At 58.6% G+C, this 18,216-nt stretch carries 12 protein-coding genes; 9 read left to right on the top strand and 3 right to left on the bottom strand.

Annotated features, from left to right (window positions below; translation table 11 throughout):
- The first annotated feature begins 153 nt into the window (after positions 1 to 153).
- The gene (locus HF682_RS01405) at positions 154 to 636 is read left to right on the top strand and encodes an Lrp/AsnC family transcriptional regulator (RefSeq protein WP_168875473.1); all 483 of its coding nucleotides are present in this window, start codon (positions 154 to 156) and stop codon (positions 634 to 636) included.
- 126 nt (positions 637 to 762) lie between these two features.
- On the opposite strand, the gene HF682_RS01400 is transcribed toward HF682_RS01405, so the two are convergent.
- Both HF682_RS01400 and HF682_RS01395 read right to left on the bottom strand, forming a co-directional pair.
- The gene (locus HF682_RS01400; RefSeq protein WP_168875472.1) at positions 763 to 2,355 is read right to left on the bottom strand and encodes an ABC transporter substrate-binding protein; all 1,593 of its coding nucleotides are present in this window, start codon (positions 2,353 to 2,355) and stop codon (positions 763 to 765) included.
- Between the two features lie 87 nt (positions 2,356 to 2,442).
- The gene (locus HF682_RS01395) at positions 2,443 to 3,792 is read right to left on the bottom strand and encodes an aminopeptidase P N-terminal domain-containing protein (protein ID WP_168875471.1); all 1,350 of its coding nucleotides are present in this window, start codon (positions 3,790 to 3,792) and stop codon (positions 2,443 to 2,445) included.
- Between the two features lie 249 nt (positions 3,793 to 4,041).
- On the opposite strand from HF682_RS01395, the gene parE reads away from it, so the two are divergent.
- The 6 genes from parE to HF682_RS01365 all read left to right on the top strand — a co-directional run bounded on the left by parE (position 4,042) and on the right by HF682_RS01365 (position 14,456).
- Positions 4,042 to 6,018: a DNA topoisomerase IV subunit B gene (parE, locus tag HF682_RS01390; RefSeq protein WP_168875470.1), complete on the top strand. Its 1,977-nt coding sequence runs from the start codon at positions 4,042 to 4,044 to the stop codon at positions 6,016 to 6,018.
- Positions 6,019 to 6,047: 29 nt separating this feature from the next.
- Complete coding sequence (gene parC, locus HF682_RS01385; protein ID WP_168875469.1) at positions 6,048 to 8,402, top strand: DNA topoisomerase IV subunit A; 2,355 nt, start codon at positions 6,048 to 6,050, stop codon at positions 8,400 to 8,402.
- A gap of 86 nt (positions 8,403 to 8,488) precedes the next feature.
- Positions 8,489 to 10,195 carry a molecular chaperone HscC gene (locus tag HF682_RS01380; protein WP_168875468.1) on the top strand — a complete coding sequence of 569 codons (1,707 nt, stop codon included), beginning with the start codon at positions 8,489 to 8,491 and terminating at the stop codon, positions 10,193 to 10,195.
- Positions 10,192 to 12,123: a J domain-containing protein gene (locus HF682_RS01375; protein ID WP_168875467.1), complete on the top strand. Its 1,932-nt coding sequence runs from the start codon at positions 10,192 to 10,194 to the stop codon at positions 12,121 to 12,123. The genes HF682_RS01380 and HF682_RS01375 overlap by 4 nt, the downstream gene beginning before the upstream one ends.
- A 146-nt stretch (positions 12,124 to 12,269) precedes the next feature.
- The gene (argF, locus tag HF682_RS01370) at positions 12,270 to 13,190 is read left to right on the top strand and encodes an ornithine carbamoyltransferase (protein WP_168875466.1); all 921 of its coding nucleotides are present in this window, start codon (positions 12,270 to 12,272) and stop codon (positions 13,188 to 13,190) included.
- Between the two features lie 45 nt (positions 13,191 to 13,235).
- The gene (locus tag HF682_RS01365) at positions 13,236 to 14,456 is read left to right on the top strand and encodes an argininosuccinate synthase (RefSeq protein WP_168875465.1); all 1,221 of its coding nucleotides are present in this window, start codon (positions 13,236 to 13,238) and stop codon (positions 14,454 to 14,456) included.
- A gap of 67 nt (positions 14,457 to 14,523) precedes the next feature.
- Here HF682_RS01365 and HF682_RS01360 read toward each other — a convergent pair whose 3' ends face one another.
- Entirely contained in the window at positions 14,524 to 15,201 is a 678-nt protein-coding gene (locus HF682_RS01360) for a ribonuclease T2 family protein (protein WP_168875464.1), read from the bottom strand.
- Positions 15,202 to 15,464: 263 nt separating this feature from the next.
- Here HF682_RS01360 and HF682_RS01355 point away from each other — a divergent pair, with 263 nt between their 5' ends.
- Positions 15,465 to 16,961: a porin gene (locus HF682_RS01355; protein ID WP_168875463.1), complete on the top strand. Its 1,497-nt coding sequence runs from the start codon at positions 15,465 to 15,467 to the stop codon at positions 16,959 to 16,961.
- A gap of 65 nt (positions 16,962 to 17,026) precedes the next feature.
- The gene (mltA, locus tag HF682_RS01350; protein WP_168875462.1) at positions 17,027 to 18,202 is read left to right on the top strand and encodes a murein transglycosylase A; all 1,176 of its coding nucleotides are present in this window, start codon (positions 17,027 to 17,029) and stop codon (positions 18,200 to 18,202) included.
- Positions 18,203 to 18,216 lie beyond the last annotated feature (14 nt).

Below are 18,216 nucleotides of genomic sequence, written 5' to 3'. Positions count from 1 at the left end.
GCCGCCACAGCGTGTTATTAAAGCCATGATACGTTTGTCCCTGCGCAGAAATGATGTGATTTAGTGTTCATAAAAATAATATTGCGCAAAGATATTGCATTGAACTGCCGTTATGCAGGATGATCTTTTCATCTCGCTGATTGAGGTGATGGCATGAGTGAAAACCGGCTGGACCGCACCGATGTCTGGATCCTGCAAGCGCTGCAAGGGCAGGCGCGCTTGTCCAGTGCCGAGCTGGCTGAGAAAGTGGCATTGACCCCCTCGCCCTGCTGGCGGCGGGTGAAGCGGCTGGAGGATGAGGGTTATATCCGGGGCTACCGCACAGAGCTGGACCCGGTGAAGCTGGGCTTCGGCGTGACGGCGTTTGTCAGCGTGATGCTGGAGAACCACCGCGTCGATCTGGGGCAGGAGTTTGAGGCCGCCGTGGCCGAGGTGCCGCAGATTCTGTCCTGCCATAACGTCACCGGACGTTATGATTTTCTGCTGACCGTGGTGGCAGCGGATCTCGCGTCATTTGGCGATTTTGCCAGGCAGGTGCTGCGCGCCTTGCCGGGCGTCAAGGAGGTTTACTCCAGCTTTTCCCTGCGCGAGACCAAGGCAGCGGGTCGCTTGCCGCTTGATCTGTTGCTGCGCTGAGCAAAAAAGGGGTCGCCAACAGGGGGGGGCACGCCGACACCGGCCAAGGTGTTCAACGTGCTGCTGGCGACCCGGGTGGCTTGCGCCACCCTAACGTACAGAGAGAGGAGAGAGCGAGAGTTCAGCTTACTGTACGGTAACTTTGTAGTAGTTGTTGGTCCCCAGCGGGTTCATCACATAACCGCTGACATTCTTGCGGGTCGCTACGAACACGGACGGGTGAACCAACGTCAACCACGGCGCTTCATCCTTGAACAGTTTTTGCGCCGTTTCATACAGCTGGGTGCGCTGCTTGACGTTTGAGGTGGCTTTGGCCTTGTCCAGCAAGGTATCAAATTCCTGGTTGCACCAGCGCGCGCGGTTGTCACCACTCTGAGCGGCCTGGCAGGACAGGATCGGTGTCATGAAGTTGTCCGGATCGCCATTGTCGCCGGTCCAGCCAATGAACATGGTGTCATGTTCGCCCTTGCGGGTACGCTTGAGCACTTCGCCCCATTCCAGCTGCTGGATGGTGGCATTCACCCCGATCTTCTTCCAGTCGGCCTGCACCATTTCAGCAGCCAGTTTGGCATTGGGCAGGTTGGAGGCGCCACCAATACGGGTCCAGATGGTCAGGTCAAAGCCATTCGGATAGCCCGCTTTGGCCAGCAGTTCCTTGGCTTTTTCCGGGTTGTACTCGTAGTCTTTGGTCGACTTGTTGTAACCCCACATGGACGGCGGGAACGGGTTGACGGCCGGGATGGCATTGCCAACACCAAACAGCGCCTTGATATAGCTCTGCTTGTCCACTGCGTGTGACAGTGCCTGACGCACCAGCTTGTTGTTGAGCGGCTTGTGCTCCACGTTGAAGGCCAGGTAGCTGATGTTCAGCTGATTCATGCTGACCACGCGCAGATTCGGGTCTTCCTTCAGCACCGGCACTTCCGTCGGCTTGGGGTACAGTGCAATCTGGCACTCATTGGCCTTGAGCTTCTGCATGCGAACGATCGGGTCGGTGGTGATGGCGAAGATCAGGTTGTCCAGCTTGGCGCGACCACGGAAGTAGGTCGGGTGTGCCACATAGCGTACCTGTGCATCCTTTTCATAACGCTTGAGGATGAACGGCCCGGTGCCAATCGGTTTGCTGTTCAGGTCTTCTGAACGGTTGTCTTTCAGCAGCTGGGCCGCATACTCCGCGGAGAAGATGGAGGCAAAGCCCATGGCGAGGTTTGCAATCATCGGGGCTTCCGGACGATTCAGCGTCACGCGTACCGTGTAGTCATCCAGCTTTTCTACCGACTTCACCAGCTTGGAAAATTCCATGGACTCCGCATAGGGGAAGCCCGCCTTGGCCAGTTTGTGCCACGGGTGATTCGGGTCAATCATGCGCTGAAAAGAGAACACCACGTCGTCTGCATTCATCGGGCGTGTAGGCTTGAAGTAGTCCGTACTGTGGAATTGCACCCCTTTGTGCAGCTTGAAGGTGTAGGTCAGACCATCCGGGGAAATCTCCCAGCTGTCCGCCAACCCCGGCACGACTTTGGTGGTGCCGCGTTCAAATTCCACCAGGCGGTTGTACAGGGGTTCCATGGAGGCATCCATGGTGACAATGGCGTCATACTGGGCAATATCAAAACCTTGCGGTGAGTTTTCGGTGCAAACCGTCAGGGTTTTGGCAGCGTAGGCGTTCAGGCTGAGCAAGCCCATCCCGGCCCACAGGGCGAGAGCAGTACGTTTCATGTGGTGCGTCCTCAATGTTGTCAAACTGCGATAGTCCTCAAGCCGCCCCCTCTATGCCGGGGGGCTGGCTGCGTACAGCTGGACGGATTAATGCAATGCGCCGTCCCGCATGATGGCTTCGATGTCTGTCGCAGACTTGGGCAAGTCTGCAGACAGGACTTCGACACCATGTTCGGTAACCAACAGGTTGTCCTCTACCCGCACACCGATGTGCCAGAAGGCTTCCGGGATGTTGTCCGCCGGGCGGATGTACAGACCCGGCTCAACTGTCAGGGTCATGCCGGGCTGATAGTTCAGCCATTCACCCTGAGCATTGTGATAACGCCCGGCATCGTGGGTATCAATCCCCAGGAAATGGCCCGGGCCATGCATGTAGAAGCGCTTGTAGTCTTCACGCTCGATCACACCATCCAGGCTGCCCTGGCAGAGCCCGAGGTCCAGCAGTCCTTGCGACAGGATGCGAACATGGGTTTGCTGAGCGGTATTCATGGGGCGGCCAGGCCGAATGGCGTCGATGGCTGCGACTTCGGCCGAGAGCACCAGATCATAGATATCGCGCTGCGGGCCGGTAAAACGCCCGGAAACGGGCAGTGTGCGGGTCAGGTCCGCACAATAGCCATCAAAGCGAGCACCGGCGTCAATCAAGACCAGCTCGTCGGACTGCATCTGGCGGTCATTGTCGACATGGTGCAGCAAGCAGGCATTTGGGCCGGATGCCACGATACTGTTGTACGACGGCCCCCAGGCACCGTGGTGACGGAACACATATTGCAGCTCGGCTTCCAGCTGGTACTCATACAAGCCGGCCTGGCAGGCGCGCATCGCGCGCAGGTGTGCCGCAACGGAGATGTTCACCGCCTTGCGCATGATGTCGATCTCGGCAGCATCCTTGATGCGGCGCATGGCGTGAATGTTGCGCCGGATGTCGACCGTCTCCGTCGGAAAAACGCTGCCGCCGCGGCTGGCCTTGGGGTGGCGCAGCTGGTTCAGGGCCTGATAGACGCGCTGATCCCAGCCTGCATCCGCGCCAAAGGCGTAATGCAGTCGGGAATGGCCTTGCATCAACTGGGGCAGGCGAGTATCCAGCTCATCCATGCTGTAGCAGGCGTCAAAGCCAAACCGTTCCTGGGCCTGCTCGGGGCCAATGCGCTTGCCCCACCATAGTTCTTGTTCCTCATCCCGAGGCCGACAGAACAGGATGCTTTGCGGTTGCGCACCGGCGATCAGCACCAGTACCGATTCGGGCTCCGGAAAAGCGGTCAGGTACCAGAAGTCGCTATCCGGCATGAACACGCTCAGGCCATAGATCCAGGTCGTGTAGCGTGAGGGGTCATCCTCACGGCGAGGCTGGAAGGCATTCGGAATAATGGCAATGCCGCTCTCCATCTGGCTGAGCAGGGCATTGCGACGCTGTTGCTGGGGGGTAGGGCGGCGCATGAATTCTCCTTGTGTGGATACAATATACTGAATATGAAATTTTGTGAAGTCACACGAAAAAACGCCTGCACATTGCTGTTGTGCAGCATCCCCAGTTCGCCAGCCAGCTATGGCAAAATGCGTGCCGACATGACATGGCGCTATCTGTGACAACGACCCACCGCTTGGTGGTCGTTTGAGCGGAAATATGCAATATGGTACGATCGTTCTGTTTGCGGTCTGGGCCGCGAAGCAACCAAGGCGCAGGGGATGAGCAAGGTATATGACGAATCATCGGTCCGGGTCCTGAAAGGGCTGGAGCCGGTGAAAGAACGGCCGGGGATGTATACCCGCACCACGGACCCGACCCATATCTGTCAGGAAGTGATTGATAACGCAGCGGATGAAGCCCTGGGAGGCTTTGCCAAGCGGATCGAGGTCACCCTGCATCGGGATGGTTCGCTCACGGTGGCCGATGATGGTCGGGGCATCCCGGTCGGCCTGCATCCAGAAGAGCAGGTTCCGGTGGTGGAGCTGGTATTCACCCGCTTGCATGCCGGGGGCAAGTTCAACAAGAAAGATGGTGGCGCCTACAGCTTCTCCGGTGGTCTGCATGGTGTTGGTGTGTCTGTGACCAATGCGCTGTCTACTCGGCTGGAAGTTGAGGTGATGCGCGAAGGGCAGGTTCATCGCCTGGTGTTTGCCGGTGGTGATGTGGTGGAGCCGTTGCAGGTGACGGGTACCTGTGGTCAGCGCCGTAGCGGTACCCGGGTTCGCGTGTGGCCGGATGCACGTTACTTCGAGTCCCCCAAAGTATCCATGCAGGAACTGGAACGCCTGCTGCGCGCCAAGGCCGTGCTGCTGCCGGGCATTTCCGTCAACTTGACCGTAGAAAAGCACGATGGCACTGAGGAGGTACGCAGCTGGAATTACCCGCAAGGTTTGCCCGGCTATCTGGCGGAGCTGTGTGCCGAGAGCGAGCTGCTGGTACCCATCTTTTCGGATGCACGCTACTGTGGCAAACCGGGCGACAGTGACACCTTTGCGGAAGGCGAAGGCGCAGCATGGGCGGTGGCGTGGACGCCGGAAGCCGGTAGTGGCGAATCCTATGTCAATCTGATCCCGACTGCATTGGGTGGCACGCATGAGGCGGGCCTGCGTACGGGCCTGTTTGAGGCGTTACGCGAGTTCATCGACCACCACAACCTGCTGCCGCGTGGGGTCAAGCTGCAAGCGGAGGATGTGTGGAGCAAGGTGCGCTACGTGTTGTCCGCTAAAGTGCTGGACCCACAGTTCCAGGGCCAGACCAAGGAGCGCCTGAACAGCCGTGAGGCCCTCAAGCTGGTCGCCAGCATGGTCAAGACCCCGTTTGAGCTGTGGTTGAACCAGCACGTGGACGAGGGCCGCAAGCTGGCTGAGCTGGCTATCGCCCAGGCCATGAACCGGCTGCGCTCCGGCAAGAAGGTCGAACGTCGCAAGAGCTCCGGCATTGCCATCCTGCCCGGCAAGCTGACCGATTGCGGTTCGGAGGATATTGAACGCAACGAGCTGTTTCTGGTGGAAGGGGACTCTGCCGGGGGCTCCGCCAAACTGGCACGCGACAAGGAGTATCAGGCGATACTGCCCTTGCGCGGCAAGGTACTTAATGCCTTTGAAACCCCGCGTGACCAGCTGTTTGCCAACCGGGAAATTGCGGATATCGCGGCGTCCATCGGCGTGGACCCGCATGATCTGAGCGAACCTGCCAGCGTGCTGGCCAATCTGCGTTACGGCAAAGTCATCATTCTGTCGGATGCCGATGTCGATGGCTCGCATATTCAGGTGCTGCTGCTGACGCTGTTCTACCGCCATTTCCCGCAGCTGATTGCCGCCGGACACCTCTACGTCGCCAAGCCGCCGCTGTTCCGGGTGGATGTGGCGGGGCAAGGCAAGGCGCGCCCGGCACGCAAGCTGTATGCGCTGGATGAGGATGAACGGGATGGCATGCTGGCCCGCCTGCGTGATGAGGGCGTGAAGGCTGAAGCCATTACCGTCAGCCGTTTCAAGGGCCTGGGTGAAATGAATGCCGACCAGCTGAAGGAAACCACCATGGCGACGGATACCCGCCGCTTGTATCGGGTGTCGATTGAGGATGGCGCGGAGGCGGAGACCTTGCGTTTGATGGGCATGCTGATGGGCAAGGGTGAAGCCGCGGGCCGTCGCGAATGGATGGAACGGCATGGCAACGAAGTGGACGTGGACATCTGAAGCGGTGACGCAGTACAGGAAGAACAAGAATGAACGATTTGCATGATCTGCCCACTGCAGAAGGCAGCGATGCACCGCCGCCCGTAACGACCACTCCTGTGCTGGGGGCGGGCTTGCCGGATGATGCACTGTCGCTGGGGGCATACGCTGAGCGGGCGTATCTGGAATACGCGATGAGCGTGGTCAAGGGCCGCGCGCTGCCGGAAGTGGCCGATGGCCAGAAGCCGGTGCAGCGCCGCATCCTGTACGCCATGCGCCGCATGGGGCTTACGGCGGGTGCCAAGCACGTGAAGAGTGCCAAGGTAGTGGGTGAGGTGCTGGGTAATTATCACCCGCATGGTGATACCGCAGCCTACGATGCCATGGTGCGCCTGGCGCAGGATTTTGTGATGCGCTACCCGCTGGTGGACGGGCAAGGCAATTTTGGTAGCCGCGACGGTGATGGTGCCGCTGCCATGCGCTATACCGAAGCCCGGCTGACGCCGTTTGCCGAGCTGCTGCTGTCCGAGCTGGATCAGGGTACGGTCGATTTCATCCCCAACTACGATGGTACTAGCCAGGAGCCGGCCTTGCTGCCCGCTCGTTTGCCCATGGTCTTGCTCAATGGTGCTTCCGGCATTGCGGTGGGAATGGCGACCGAAATCCCGCCGCATAATCTGAAGGAAGTGGCCGCTGCGGCCATTGCACTGCTGGAGCAGCCGGAGCTGGATGTGGCGGCCTTGCGCAGCATGGTACCGGCACCGGATTTCCCGGGAGGCGGGCAGATCATCAGCACGGATGCCGAGCTGCAGTCGGCTTATGAGAGTGGCCGTGGCAGCATACGGGTGCGTGCCCGCTGGGAGGTGGAGCAACTGGCGCGTGGGCAGTGGCGGGTGATCGTCACCGAATTGCCACCGGGCACTTCGGCGCAGAAAGTACTGCTGGAGATTGAAGAGGCCACCAACCCACAGGTCAAGGCCGGCAAGAAGAGCCTGACCACTGAGCAGCAAACCCTGAAGACCCTGATGCAGGGGCTGCTGGACAAAGTGCGCGACGATTCCGACCAGAACAACCCGGTGCGGCTGATCCTGGAACCCAAGTCACGCACGGTGGACCCGCAGGCTTTCATGGCCGCCTTGCTCAGCCATACCAGCCTGGAAGGGACCGCTTCACTGAACCTGGTGATGCTGGGGCTGGACGGACGACCGCAGCAAAAGAACCTGAAGCAGATTCTGGCCGAGTGGGGCCAGTATCGCTGCGATACCGTGACCCGCCGCTTGCAACATCGCTTGCAACAGGTGGAAAAGCGCATCCATATTCTGGATGGCCGCATGATCGCCTTTCTGCATATCGAGGACGTGATCCGGGTGATCCGTGAATCGGATGAGCCGAAACCGGCACTGATGTCGGCGTTTGGTCTATCCGAGATTCAGGCGGAGGACATTCTGGAGATCCGGCTGCGGCAACTGGCCCGGCTGGAAGGCTTCAAGATCGAGAGCGAGCTGAACGCACTGCGCGAAGAAGAGGCCAGCCTGCGACACTTGCTGGGGGACGAAGGCGCTCGCCGTCAACTGGTGATCGACGAGATTCGTGCCGATACCGAGCGCTTTGGCGATGCACGCCGTACCCATATCGAAGCCGCTGAGCGGGCCGGCAGCAGCAAAGTGGTACCGAATGAGCCGGTGACGCTGATTGTGTCGCGCAACGGCTGGCTACGCGCACGCAGCGGCCATGGTATTGAGGCGGCCAATCTGGGCTTCAAGGAAGGCGATAGCCTGCTGGCAATGGTGGAAACCCGCACCATTCACCCGCTGCTGCTGATTGACAGCAAGGGGCGCAGCTACCAGATCGACCCGGTGGATGTGCCCACTGGGCGTGGGGACGGCGTACCGCTGAGCACCCTGGTAGAGCTGCAGGACAAAGCCAAGGTGGCGCAGGTATTCTCCGCGGCTCCTGAACAAGCCTTGCTGGTGGCCAATAGCGGCGGCTATGGCTTTGTCTGCAAGGCGTCAGACCTGATGACCCGTCAGCGCGCGGGTAAAGTGTTCATGTCGCTGGAAGCCGGCGAAGTACCATTGCCACCGTTGCCAGTACCGGAGGCACGAGATGCAGGCTGGTTTGGCTTCTTGTCTGACGCGGGCAAGCTGCTGCTGGTGTCTGCGCCGGAGATCAAGCAATTGCCCAAGGGGCGCGGCGTGATTCTGTCGACGCTGGATGCGGACGACCGCCTGGCCAATCTGTACTGGTGCGATAGTGCGCGCTTTGAGGTCAATATCACCTTGCGGACCGGACGGTCAGAAAATGTCACGCTGGAAGGTGAACGCTTTACCGAGTACACCGGCAAGCGGGCGCGCAAGGGCAAGCCTTTCCTCAAGCGCGGGCAACGGACAGACAGCTTGTTCTGACGGTTGCGTAATCCTGTTTTGCATATGCCTGTATCACGGTCAGGGCCATTTGCTAGAATGGCCCTTTTCTTTTTCAGCTGAGCATCATGATTATCGGCATTGATCTGGGAACGACCAACAGCCTGGTCGCCATCTGGCGCGATGGCAAAGCGGAACTGATACCCAATGTGCTGGGCGAAGTGTTGACGCCATCAGTGGTTGCGCTCGATGAGCAAGATCACATTCTGGTGGGCCAAGCCGCCAAGGAACGGCTGCTGTTTCACCCGGAGCGCACAGCCGCGGTATTCAAGCGCTATATGGGCACCAACCATGAAGTCCGTCTGGGCAAGCGCAGTTTCCGCGCCGAGGAGTTGTCTGCCTTTGTGCTCAAGGCCCTGAAGGAAGATGCCGAACGGTATCTGGGTGAGAGTGTCAGCGAAGCCATCATCACGGTCCCGGCCTACTTCAGCGATGCTCAGCGTAAAGCCACTCGGGTGGCGGGTGAGATGGCCGGCCTGAATGTGCAGCGCCTGCTCAATGAACCGACCGCCGCTTCGCTGGCCTATGGCCTGCACTTGGGCCCGGTCGAGAGCAAGTTTCTGGTATTCGACCTGGGCGGCGGCACCTTTGACGTTTCCGTGCTGGAGCTGTTTGACGGGGTGATGGAGGTTCGCGCCAGCGCCGGGGATAACCAGCTGGGCGGCGAAGATTTTGTGCAGATTCTGATCGAAGCCTTCCTGAAAGAAGCCGCCAAGCCCCTGATCGACCGCATTGGCACGCAACCCCTGCTGGCGCAGGCGCTGCGCAAGGAAGGGGAGCGGGTCAAGCGGCTGCTGACCAGCCAGGACGAAGCCACCTTCCTGCTGGAGTGGGAAGGCGAAAGCTATAGCTGGACGGTGAATGAAGCACGGTTTACCGTGCTGGCCGAGCCTTTGCTGACCCGCCTGCGCGGCCCGGTGGAGCGCGCCCTGCGCGATGCGCGGATTCGCTCTGCCGAGCTGGATCAGGTGGTGCTGGCGGGGGGCTCTACCCGCATGCCCATCGTGCGCAAACTGGTAGCGCGCCTGTTTGGCCGCCTGCCTGCAGTACACCTCAACCCGGACGAAATCGTGGCACGCGGTGCTGCGGTACAGGCCGGGCTGAAGATGCGCGATGCCGCGCTGGACGAAGTGGTGATGACGGACGTTTGCCCCTATACGCTGGGCATTGCTGTTTCGGAAGAGTTGTCGCACGGGCGGTATCAGCATGGCATCTTCCTGCCCATTATCGAGCGTAATGCGGTGGTGCCGACCAGCAAGGAGAAAACAGTCTCCTCCATGTACGACAATCAGGAGCTGCTGTCAGTCCGCATTTTTCAGGGCGAGTCCCGTCTGGTGCAGGACAACGTGTTCCTGGGTGAGCTGGATGTGCCGATTCCCCGTCGCCCGGCGGGCGAAGTGAGCCTGGATATCCGCTTTACCTACGATGTGGATGGTCTGCTGGAAGCGCAGATGAAGGTACCCACAACGGGCGAGATGCACCGGCTGGTGGTAGAAAAGAACCCCGGCCTGCTCACGCAGGAAGAGATCAATGCTCGGCTGGAAGCGCTGAAAGACCTCAAGCTGCACCCGCGTGAGCAATTGCCGAATACCGTGCTGCTGAACCGGGCTGAGCGCCTGTTCCAGCAGACGCTAGGCAATCTGCGCGCCGCAATCGGAGAATGGATACGCAACTTCCAGGCTGCACTGGAAACCCAAGATGAACGTATTGTCGCAGAAGCGAGGCGTGACCTGAAACGGCTACTGGATGATGTGGAGGGTGACAGCTACCTATGAGCCGCTGCTGGGAGATACTGGGTATTGAGGCGACCTCGGATACACGGCTGATCAAGCGTGCCTATGCCAAGTTGCTGAAAGTCAACCGTCCGGAAGACGATGCCGAGGCGTTCCAGCGCCTGCGCGATGCGCATGATGAGGCGCTGGCACGTGCAGCCTGGATGCTGGAAGAAGAGGAAGAGGGTGAGGCTGAGCTTGTCGAAAGCGCTACCCAAGAGGCGCCTTTGGGGTCACCTGTAACCCCGCTTGGCGAAGACGTTATCCGGAACGAGTTTGCGGCCACACTAGAAGAGGACCCCCCGCCCGCCGATGCAGATGAGCGCATTGAGCTGCACAGTGCTGACAGTACCACCACGCTTGGACAGTGGTATCAGCAAGTGCTTGCCTTGCTGGAGCAGCCGGAGGCCTTGCTGTCGGCGTTGAACGAGATCTGGACCGACCCGCGCCTGCAACTCAGTCTGGGGCAGGAGTGGGAGCGCTCGCTGCTGTATCTGTGCGCCCAGAACCCTGCCTGCCTGCCATTGCTGCTGGCTGTGGATGCGCATTACGGCTGGCGTGAGGGCCGGTCCGAGTTGCCTTTGTACCATCATCAGGCTTGGGTGGTATTACGCAAGCAATTGCTGCTGTGCGAGGTGAGTGAGACGCTGTCCAGCGCTTTGCACCAAGGCACATTCAAACTCAGAATGGCCTTGAGAATATTACAGAGCCAGTGTGCTAGTGGGCTCGAGGAATATGAATGGCTTGAGGAGCATGTGGCTACTGTCTTGTGTCTCCAGGCGTCACTGTCACTTGAGGTGCTGAATACAGTTTTTGAAAAAATGGGATGGGAGGACTACCCTTCGCATCTTCCCAAAAGCAGCCGACAGCAAATCGAGTATCTGTACAGCATGCGACGGGAGGCACAGTCCAATGCGGACTATGAAGTATTGATCAGTGACTGGCGGGCTCACGCCAAAACAAGGTTGCCATGGGGAAGAATGCACCAGCAACAGGTGATGCAGAGCTTGTTCTATCCCGTTCCTCGATGGCGACTCAAGCTGTGGGCATTGAACCACAAGGCCCAGCTGTTTGCCGAAGAGCGGATCGAGGAGATCGAGCAGTTTCCCAAACCGTTTCAGGATATGTTTAACCAGCGAGGGATAGCGTTCTGGCGTGAGAAGCATGCTCACTTGGGTCAGAACCCCGTCATGTCCTTGTCTATCTCCTGCATGATCTGTTTTTTCCTGTTGTTCTGGCTGGCAAACGGTTTGATGCTGAACCATGGTATCGCCGGGCTGCTACCGTTGCCTGTCGTGCTGAGTGCGAATGTAATACTGGCAATTATATCGGGGTTTTTTACAGCACTCGCGCTCCAAAGGTTTATCCGGCTTAATCGTGCTCTGGTGGGTTGGTTTGTGGCTTTGGATGAAGACCTGAGTGAGCGCTGGATCAATACCCATTTCCCCCGTGCCTATGCAAGTGGTTGGCGAGTGTTACTGACCTGGCGTAGTGTAGGGCTCTGGGGAGTGTTGGGACTCGGGGCGATAGTATTTGTTGTGCGAGGCGAATACATAGGCAAGTTGATATCCCTGGTTTTTGTTGGAGGCATGTTTCTGTTTCTGCTTTATGCGATCTGGGGAGGGCTTAGTGCACTGTGGGCAGGTGGGCTACGCATCTTCAACCAAGTGAGGGCGGAGCAGGGCAGTACTGAGCATGACACACCTATCTGGCTGTTTGTTATGGGGGGGCTGGTTGCGACGGTACTGACGCTTTTGGCGGTTTTGACTCCTGAGCATCCATATCGCGGAGCGATCCCCAGTGTGCAGACAATCAAACAAGCTTGTGAAGAAGCTGCCTCAGCGTCTCGTGATAGGCAGTTGGGGGCAGTGCAACGATGTGTTGAGCAGACCAGAATGGGTATTCCTCTAGCACCATCCTCCGCTCCGTAGTGCCCACAGCTTGCCCTGATGTCGCATTTTATGAAATAGTTTATATTTTTGCGACATGGGACGTGTGTCCCGGTTGTGTCATGCCACGGATGTGGCCAATGTTTCCGCTATGGATGTAGCGGGGTTTCTGGGGAAATGGAGCCGGTATGGCGGTCAAGCACTTCTTGCAGTTCAGCGATTTCACTCTGGATGAACATCAGTACCTGTTCCGACGAACCGCTGAGCTGAAGCGCCGCTGGAAAGCCGGGGAGCTGTATCGTCCGCTGTTGGGCAAGGTGCTGACCATGATCTTCGAGAAAAACTCCACCCGTACCCGGGTGGCGTTTGAGGCGGGGATGGCACAGCTGGGCGGGCATGCCTTGTTCCTTTCCAATAGTGACTCCCAGCTGGGGCGGGGCGAGCCGATTGAGGATGTGTCGCGCGTGGTGTCGCGCATGACGGACATCGTCATGGTGCGTACCTTTGAGCAGCGTATTGTCGAGCGCTTTGCGTCGGTGTCCAAAGTGCCGGTGATCAATGCATTGACCAATGAATTCCACCCCTGCCAGATTCTGGCGGACATCTTTACCTATATCGAGCATCGTGGCTCGATTGAAGGCAAGGTGGTGGCTTGGGTGGGGGATGCCAACAATATTTCCTATACCTGGCGGCAGGCCGCCAAGCTGTTCAACTTCCAGCTGCGCGCTGCCACCCCCAAGGGCTATATGTTCAAGGATGTGGATGGCGCTACCTATGATGACAAACACTTTGTACAGCTGCACGACCCGCGTGAGGCGGTGGCCGGTGCCGACATCGTGACGACCGATGTGTGTGTGTCGATGGGGTTTGAGCGGGAGTCGCTGCAGCGCAAGGTGGACTTCGAGCCGTATGAGGTGACAGCAGAGCTGATGTCGCTGGCCCGTAAGGATGCGCTCTTCATGCACTGCCTGCCGGCACACCGTGGTGAGGAAGTTTCTGCCGAGGTGCTGGATGGCCCGCAAAGCGTGGTGTGGGATGAGGCGGAGAACCGCATGCATACGCAGAAGGCCCTGATGGAGTATCTGCTGCTGGGCCAGGTGAATGATTGAGGTGGCGCGTAGCGCCACCGGGTATTGATGCACGAAAGGTAGAACATGTCTGACGTAAAAAAAGTGGTACTGGCGTACTCCGGCGGTCTGGATACCTCGGTGATTCTGAAGTGGCTGCAGGATACGTATCAGTGTGAAGTGGTTACCTTCACCGCTGACATTGGCCAGGGTGAAGAGCTGGAGCCTGCCCGCAAGAAGGCGGAGATGTTTGGTGTCAAGCAGATCTTCATTGATGATTTGCGTGAAGAGTTCGTGCGGGATTTTGTGTTCCCCATGTTCCGTGCCAACACCATTTATGAGGGTGAGTACCTGCTGGGTACCTCGATTGCGCGTCCGCTGATCGCCAAGCGTCAGATCGAGATTGCCAACCAGGTGGGGGCGGATGCGGTGTCCCACGGTGCCACCGGCAAGGGCAACGACCAGGTTCGCTTTGAACTGGGCTACTACGCCTTGAAGCCGGATGTGAAAGTGGTCGCACCGTGGCGTGAGTGGGACTTGCTGTCCCGTGAGAAGCTGCTGACCTATGCTGAAAAAGCGGGCATTCCGATTGACATGAAGCACAAGCAAGGTGGCGCACCCTACTCAATGGATGCCAACCTGCTGCACATCAGCTTTGAAGGTCGCCATCTGGAAAACCCGAGCGCCGAGGCGGAAGAAGCCATGTGGCGCTGGACGGTGAGTCCGGAAGCGGCACCGGATGAGGCAGAGTATCTGGATGTGGAATTCGAGCGTGGTGACATCGTGGCGCTGAACGGCCAGCGCATGAGCCCGGCCCAGGTGCTGACCGAATTGAACCGCCTGGGTGGCAAACACGGTATTGGTCGTCTGGACCTGGTGGAAAATCGCTATGTCGGCATGAAATCCCGCGGGTGCTACGAAACCCCGGGCGGTACCATCATGCTGCGGGCGCACCGTGCCATCGAATCCATCACGCTGGACCGTGAAGTGGCGCACCTGAAGGATGACCTCATGCCGCGTTATGCCAGCCTGATTTACAACGGCTACTGGTGGGCACCGGAGCGCAAGGCGCTGCAGGTGTTGATCGACCACACCCAGCAGACCGTCAATGGCTGGGTACGCCTCAAGCTGTACAAGGGCAATGTGATCGTGGTCAGCCGGGATTCGAAGAGCAACTCGCTGTTTGACATGAACATTGCCACCTTTGATGACGATGGCGGTGCTTACAATCAGGCCGACGCAGGTGGCTTCATCAAACTGAACGCCTTGCGCATGCGCATTGCTTCGCGCTTGAACAGCAAACGCTGATTGGGCAACGGGTTCTGCCCAAGCAAAACGCCACCGCAAGGTGGCGTTTTGGTTTAGCCCGTACTGATCACTGAACGGGGGCCAGCTGCACCAGCCCGCTGCGGCATAAGGCTTTGCGTGGAGCCGGGCGAGAAGGGCGGGGATTGCCCATGTCCAGCCGCAGCTGCTGCACTTGCCCGGCCTGCAGCTGCAATCGGATCTCAGTCAGTTGCTGCTGCTCGCACAGAAACTCTACGCTGTTGCGCTGGCTATTCAGTTCACGTGCGGCATTTTGCAAGCTTTGCAAGGGAATGGCTTGCCCTTGCTGCTGCCGCAACAAGGTGGCCAGACGAGATTGCTGCACCTGCTCGGTCAGCCGTATGGCTTGACGGAAATAGGTATCCGCATCCGTGCCAGCGCAGCTGCCATGACGGGCCCACTCATGGCGGTCCAGGTAGGACTGCACCCCCGGCATCACCTGCGCTAATTGTGCCTGGGTATCGGTTTGTGTGGCGGGCTGCGGTAGGGCCTCCCAGCGATGCTGGCGATCGTTGGCAATGGTCTCAGCGGGTATCTGGCAGTATTCGTTCTGCTGCGGCCACAACCCGTGCAAGGTCAGCGGGTGACGTGCTGCCGTGGCAGGGCACTCCGGCTTGTCGGTGTGCGTAGCACAGAAACGGGGCTGCCAGCTCAACGCCAGTACATACTCCCCAGCCGATGCAGACAGGCTGAACAGCAGGGTCAGCAGCATACCGAAGTAACGCATCGGAACTCCTCCTTTAGGTCCAGTTTCTCCCCCACTATACCGACACGCCATGATGGCTGCATGACAGATATGTGAATTGGCATTCATGTGTGCTGCATGACTTTGTATGCTAAGTAAAATCATGGGGTTGCAGCCCCGCAACACCGTGAATCAGCATTTACTTTTTTTTACCAAAGCGCTTGATTGGTGAACCTGCGTTCGGCAGAATCAAATCGACCCCTACATCAGTTAGTGGCAAGCAGTCCGATAACGAAGGAGATACGATGAAACACAGCAAGATTGCTTTGGCAGTGTTCGGCGCATGCGCCAGCCTGTCTGTCTTGGCAGACAGCGAGAATGTGGAGATTTACGGCAAGATCAATATGTCGGTGGAGAGCATCAGCGCCAAGGGCGCGAGTACGCCAGTCACGTATTCTGCTGCTTTTACAGGGATGAACGGGTCAACACCTACCTTTGGTACGGTAAACATTGGTGGGCAGAATACGCCATCCATGATGCGCGTAACCGATAACGCTTCCAACTTGGGCTTTAAAGGGCGTGAAGATCTGGGGAACGGCTTGGAAGCTATCTGGCAGATTGAATCTGCCATCAGTCCTGATGGGTCGGGTCTGGGCACCAACAATATTGATGCCAACGGGACGTACACCAGTAACTCTTCCACCAAACTGGGCTCCTCAACCACCTTTGTTGGTCTGAAGTCGGACGATTATGGTCAGGTCCGCTTGGGGCATCTGCCGGTTTACTACCATGAGCACCTGTTTGTGGGTGATTTGGCCGGCGGTAAATCCTCCATTTCGTTGACTACGATGGGGCTATTCAATAGTGCGGGCGAGCAGTATGTCCCTTTCCTTGCTAATGCAGCGAAGACAGGCGTGGGTGGGTCAGCTGGCTACATAGGCGGTCGCCTCGATAATGTACTGGAATACACCACACCGAAGTTTGGTGGTTTCCAGTTCCGCGCTGCTTACGCAACGGCTGAAAACAAGAGTACCAATGGTACGAACGAGCGGACATGGGCTTTGCATGGTGGCTATAACAGTGGCCCGTTTGCACTGGGCTTGGATTATATCCGCCGTTTGGATGGAGCTACCGTCATTACTGGCTCAGGCTTGGAACCGGGTCATGGTTCGAATGGCTCGCTGGGCACAGCCTTGGCCGACATGCTATTCAATTCTTTTGGTACGAGGCATATTGCGCTAGATCCTAATGGTACAGCTCTGAGCCCCTCCATCCTTAATGCTAATGCAACAGTCGGTGGCGGGAACCAGTCAACTCAGACTGGCGTGAAGCTGTCAGCCAGCTACCTGTTCAATGGTGCTACTCGCATTGGCTTTATTGTTGAGCGGGTTAAGTACAATGCCAACCCTAACCCGAAGTTGATGGGGCTGGTCAATAAGGTAAGGGCTAATGGCTATTCCGTCAACCTCGCACCATCCCGTACAGCGTGGGCGCTGACGGCTAGCCACAGCTGGGGCAAAAATAACGTCTATGCGACCTATGGGCGTGCTGGAAACCTGTCAGGTACCACTGAAACTGGCTCCCAGTATCTGGGTCTGTCATACGCCTATGACCTGTCCAAGCGCACCACGCTGTACGCGTCCTATGCCCAGTTCAAGAACCAGAAGAACGCCGCATACAACTTCTTCATCAACGGTCGCGCACCGGGTGTGGATTACAGCGGCAACAACAGCAGCACCTTCACCACTGCCCGTGGTTCGGACCCGCGCAGCATCCAGATCGGTATCCAGCATACCTTCTGATCGCGGTTAGGGTTAGAATGAACAAGGCACGCCTCGGCGTGCCTTGTTTGTTTTGAGGAGGTGTGATGCGAGGGTGGGGTGTGGTACTGGTATTGAGTGCGTTTCTGCTGGCCTGCAGCGCAGTGCCGCCAGGCGGGGGACGCAAGGCGGAAGCCATGCCCAAACCGGTGGCTGAGCCCACAGCTCCGCCGGGTATTCGCTGGCAAGCGGTGCCGTGGCCTGTAGCTGCAGGGCAGCTGGAGACGGCAGGCCTGCAACAAGCTTGGCAGCTTAATTGCCAGGGGGGCAGCAAACTGCACGAAGCCTTGCGGGCAGCCTGCCAGCAATGGCCGGTGCTACCGCTTTCCGTATTGCAAGACCCGGCTCGCTTCACCCTGTACCGGGTCAGCAGCACCGAAGGGCAGGCAGAGGGGATGCTGACCGGCTACTATGAGCCCTTGCTGCAAGGTAGTACCAATCAGACCGCCCGCTTTCGTTATCCGGTGTATGGCACACCGAAAGACCTGCTGACGGTTGATTTGGGAGCCTTGTATCCCACGCTCAAAGGCAATCGTATTCGGGGCCGGCTGGAGGGCAAGCGGGTGGTGCCTTACTTGAGCCGTGCCGAGATCGATGCTGGCAAACTGCCTGCCGATACCCCGATTCTGGCCTGGGTGGACGATCCGGTAGATTTGTTCTTTCTGCACGTACAAGGGTCGGGGCGTATCCAGCTGGCGCAAGGCGGGCAACTGCGCCTGGGCTATGCCGAGCAGAATGGCCACCCTTATGTGTCGATTGGTCGCGAGCTGGTGCAGCGTGGCGAGATGACCGCCGCCAGTGCCTCCATGCAGGGCATCAAGCAATGGGCGCAACGTAATCCGGACCGGGTGGCTGCGCTGCTGGGCAGCAACCCTAGCTATGTGTTCTTCAAACCCATGCCGGCCAGTAACGATGGCCCGCTGGGCAGCCTGGGTGTGCCGCTGACGGCGGGCTACAGCATTGCAGTCGATCCGCAAAGCATTCCGCTGGGTACGCCAGTGCTGCTGTCCACCCGCTTGCCGGGTTTGGAGCAGCCGGTGTGGCGCCTGGTGATGGCGCAGGATACTGGCGGCGCTATCCGCGGCACGGTGCGGGCTGACCTGTTTACCGGTTTTGGCGAGGCCGCGGGAGAGCTGGCGGGCAAGATGCGCCTGCCCTTGCAGTACTGGGTTGTATGGCCTGCCGGGGCCGCAATACCTGCCGGCGTGACCGCCATTCCTTGACAATGGTTGCTGCG

Source organism: Leeia aquatica (assembly GCF_012641365.1).
GTDB lineage: Bacteria > Pseudomonadota > Gammaproteobacteria > Burkholderiales > Leeiaceae > Leeia > Leeia aquatica.
Note: the sequence above shows the minus strand (reverse complement) of the source record. Positions and strands in the feature narration are given on the sequence as shown.

Bases quoted from the DNA above. Each gene is read 5' to 3' on its own strand.
- HF682_RS01365 (WP_168875465.1), top strand. From the start codon at position 13,236: ATGTCTGACGTAAAAAAAGTGGTACTGGCGTACTCCGGCGGTCTGGAT.
- HF682_RS01375 (WP_168875467.1), top strand. From the start codon at position 10,192: ATGAGCCGCTGCTGGGAGATACTGGGTATTGAGGCGACCTCGGATACA.
- mltA (WP_168875462.1), top strand. From the start codon at position 17,027: ATGCGAGGGTGGGGTGTGGTACTGGTATTGAGTGCGTTTCTGCTGGCC.
- HF682_RS01360 (WP_168875464.1), bottom strand. From the start codon at position 15,201: ATGCGTTACTTCGGTATGCTGCTGACCCTGCTGTTCAGCCTGTCTGCA.
- argF (WP_168875466.1), top strand. From the start codon at position 12,270: ATGGCGGTCAAGCACTTCTTGCAGTTCAGCGATTTCACTCTGGATGAA.
- HF682_RS01405 (WP_168875473.1), top strand. From the start codon at position 154: ATGAGTGAAAACCGGCTGGACCGCACCGATGTCTGGATCCTGCAAGCG.
- parC (WP_168875469.1), top strand. From the start codon at position 6,048: ATGAACGATTTGCATGATCTGCCCACTGCAGAAGGCAGCGATGCACCG.
- HF682_RS01395 (WP_168875471.1), bottom strand. From the start codon at position 3,792: ATGCGCCGCCCTACCCCCCAGCAACAGCGTCGCAATGCCCTGCTCAGC.
- parE (WP_168875470.1), top strand. From the start codon at position 4,042: ATGAGCAAGGTATATGACGAATCATCGGTCCGGGTCCTGAAAGGGCTG.
- HF682_RS01380 (WP_168875468.1), top strand. From the start codon at position 8,489: ATGATTATCGGCATTGATCTGGGAACGACCAACAGCCTGGTCGCCATC.
- HF682_RS01400 (WP_168875472.1), bottom strand. From the start codon at position 2,355: ATGAAACGTACTGCTCTCGCCCTGTGGGCCGGGATGGGCTTGCTCAGC.
- HF682_RS01355 (WP_168875463.1), top strand. From the start codon at position 15,465: ATGAAACACAGCAAGATTGCTTTGGCAGTGTTCGGCGCATGCGCCAGC.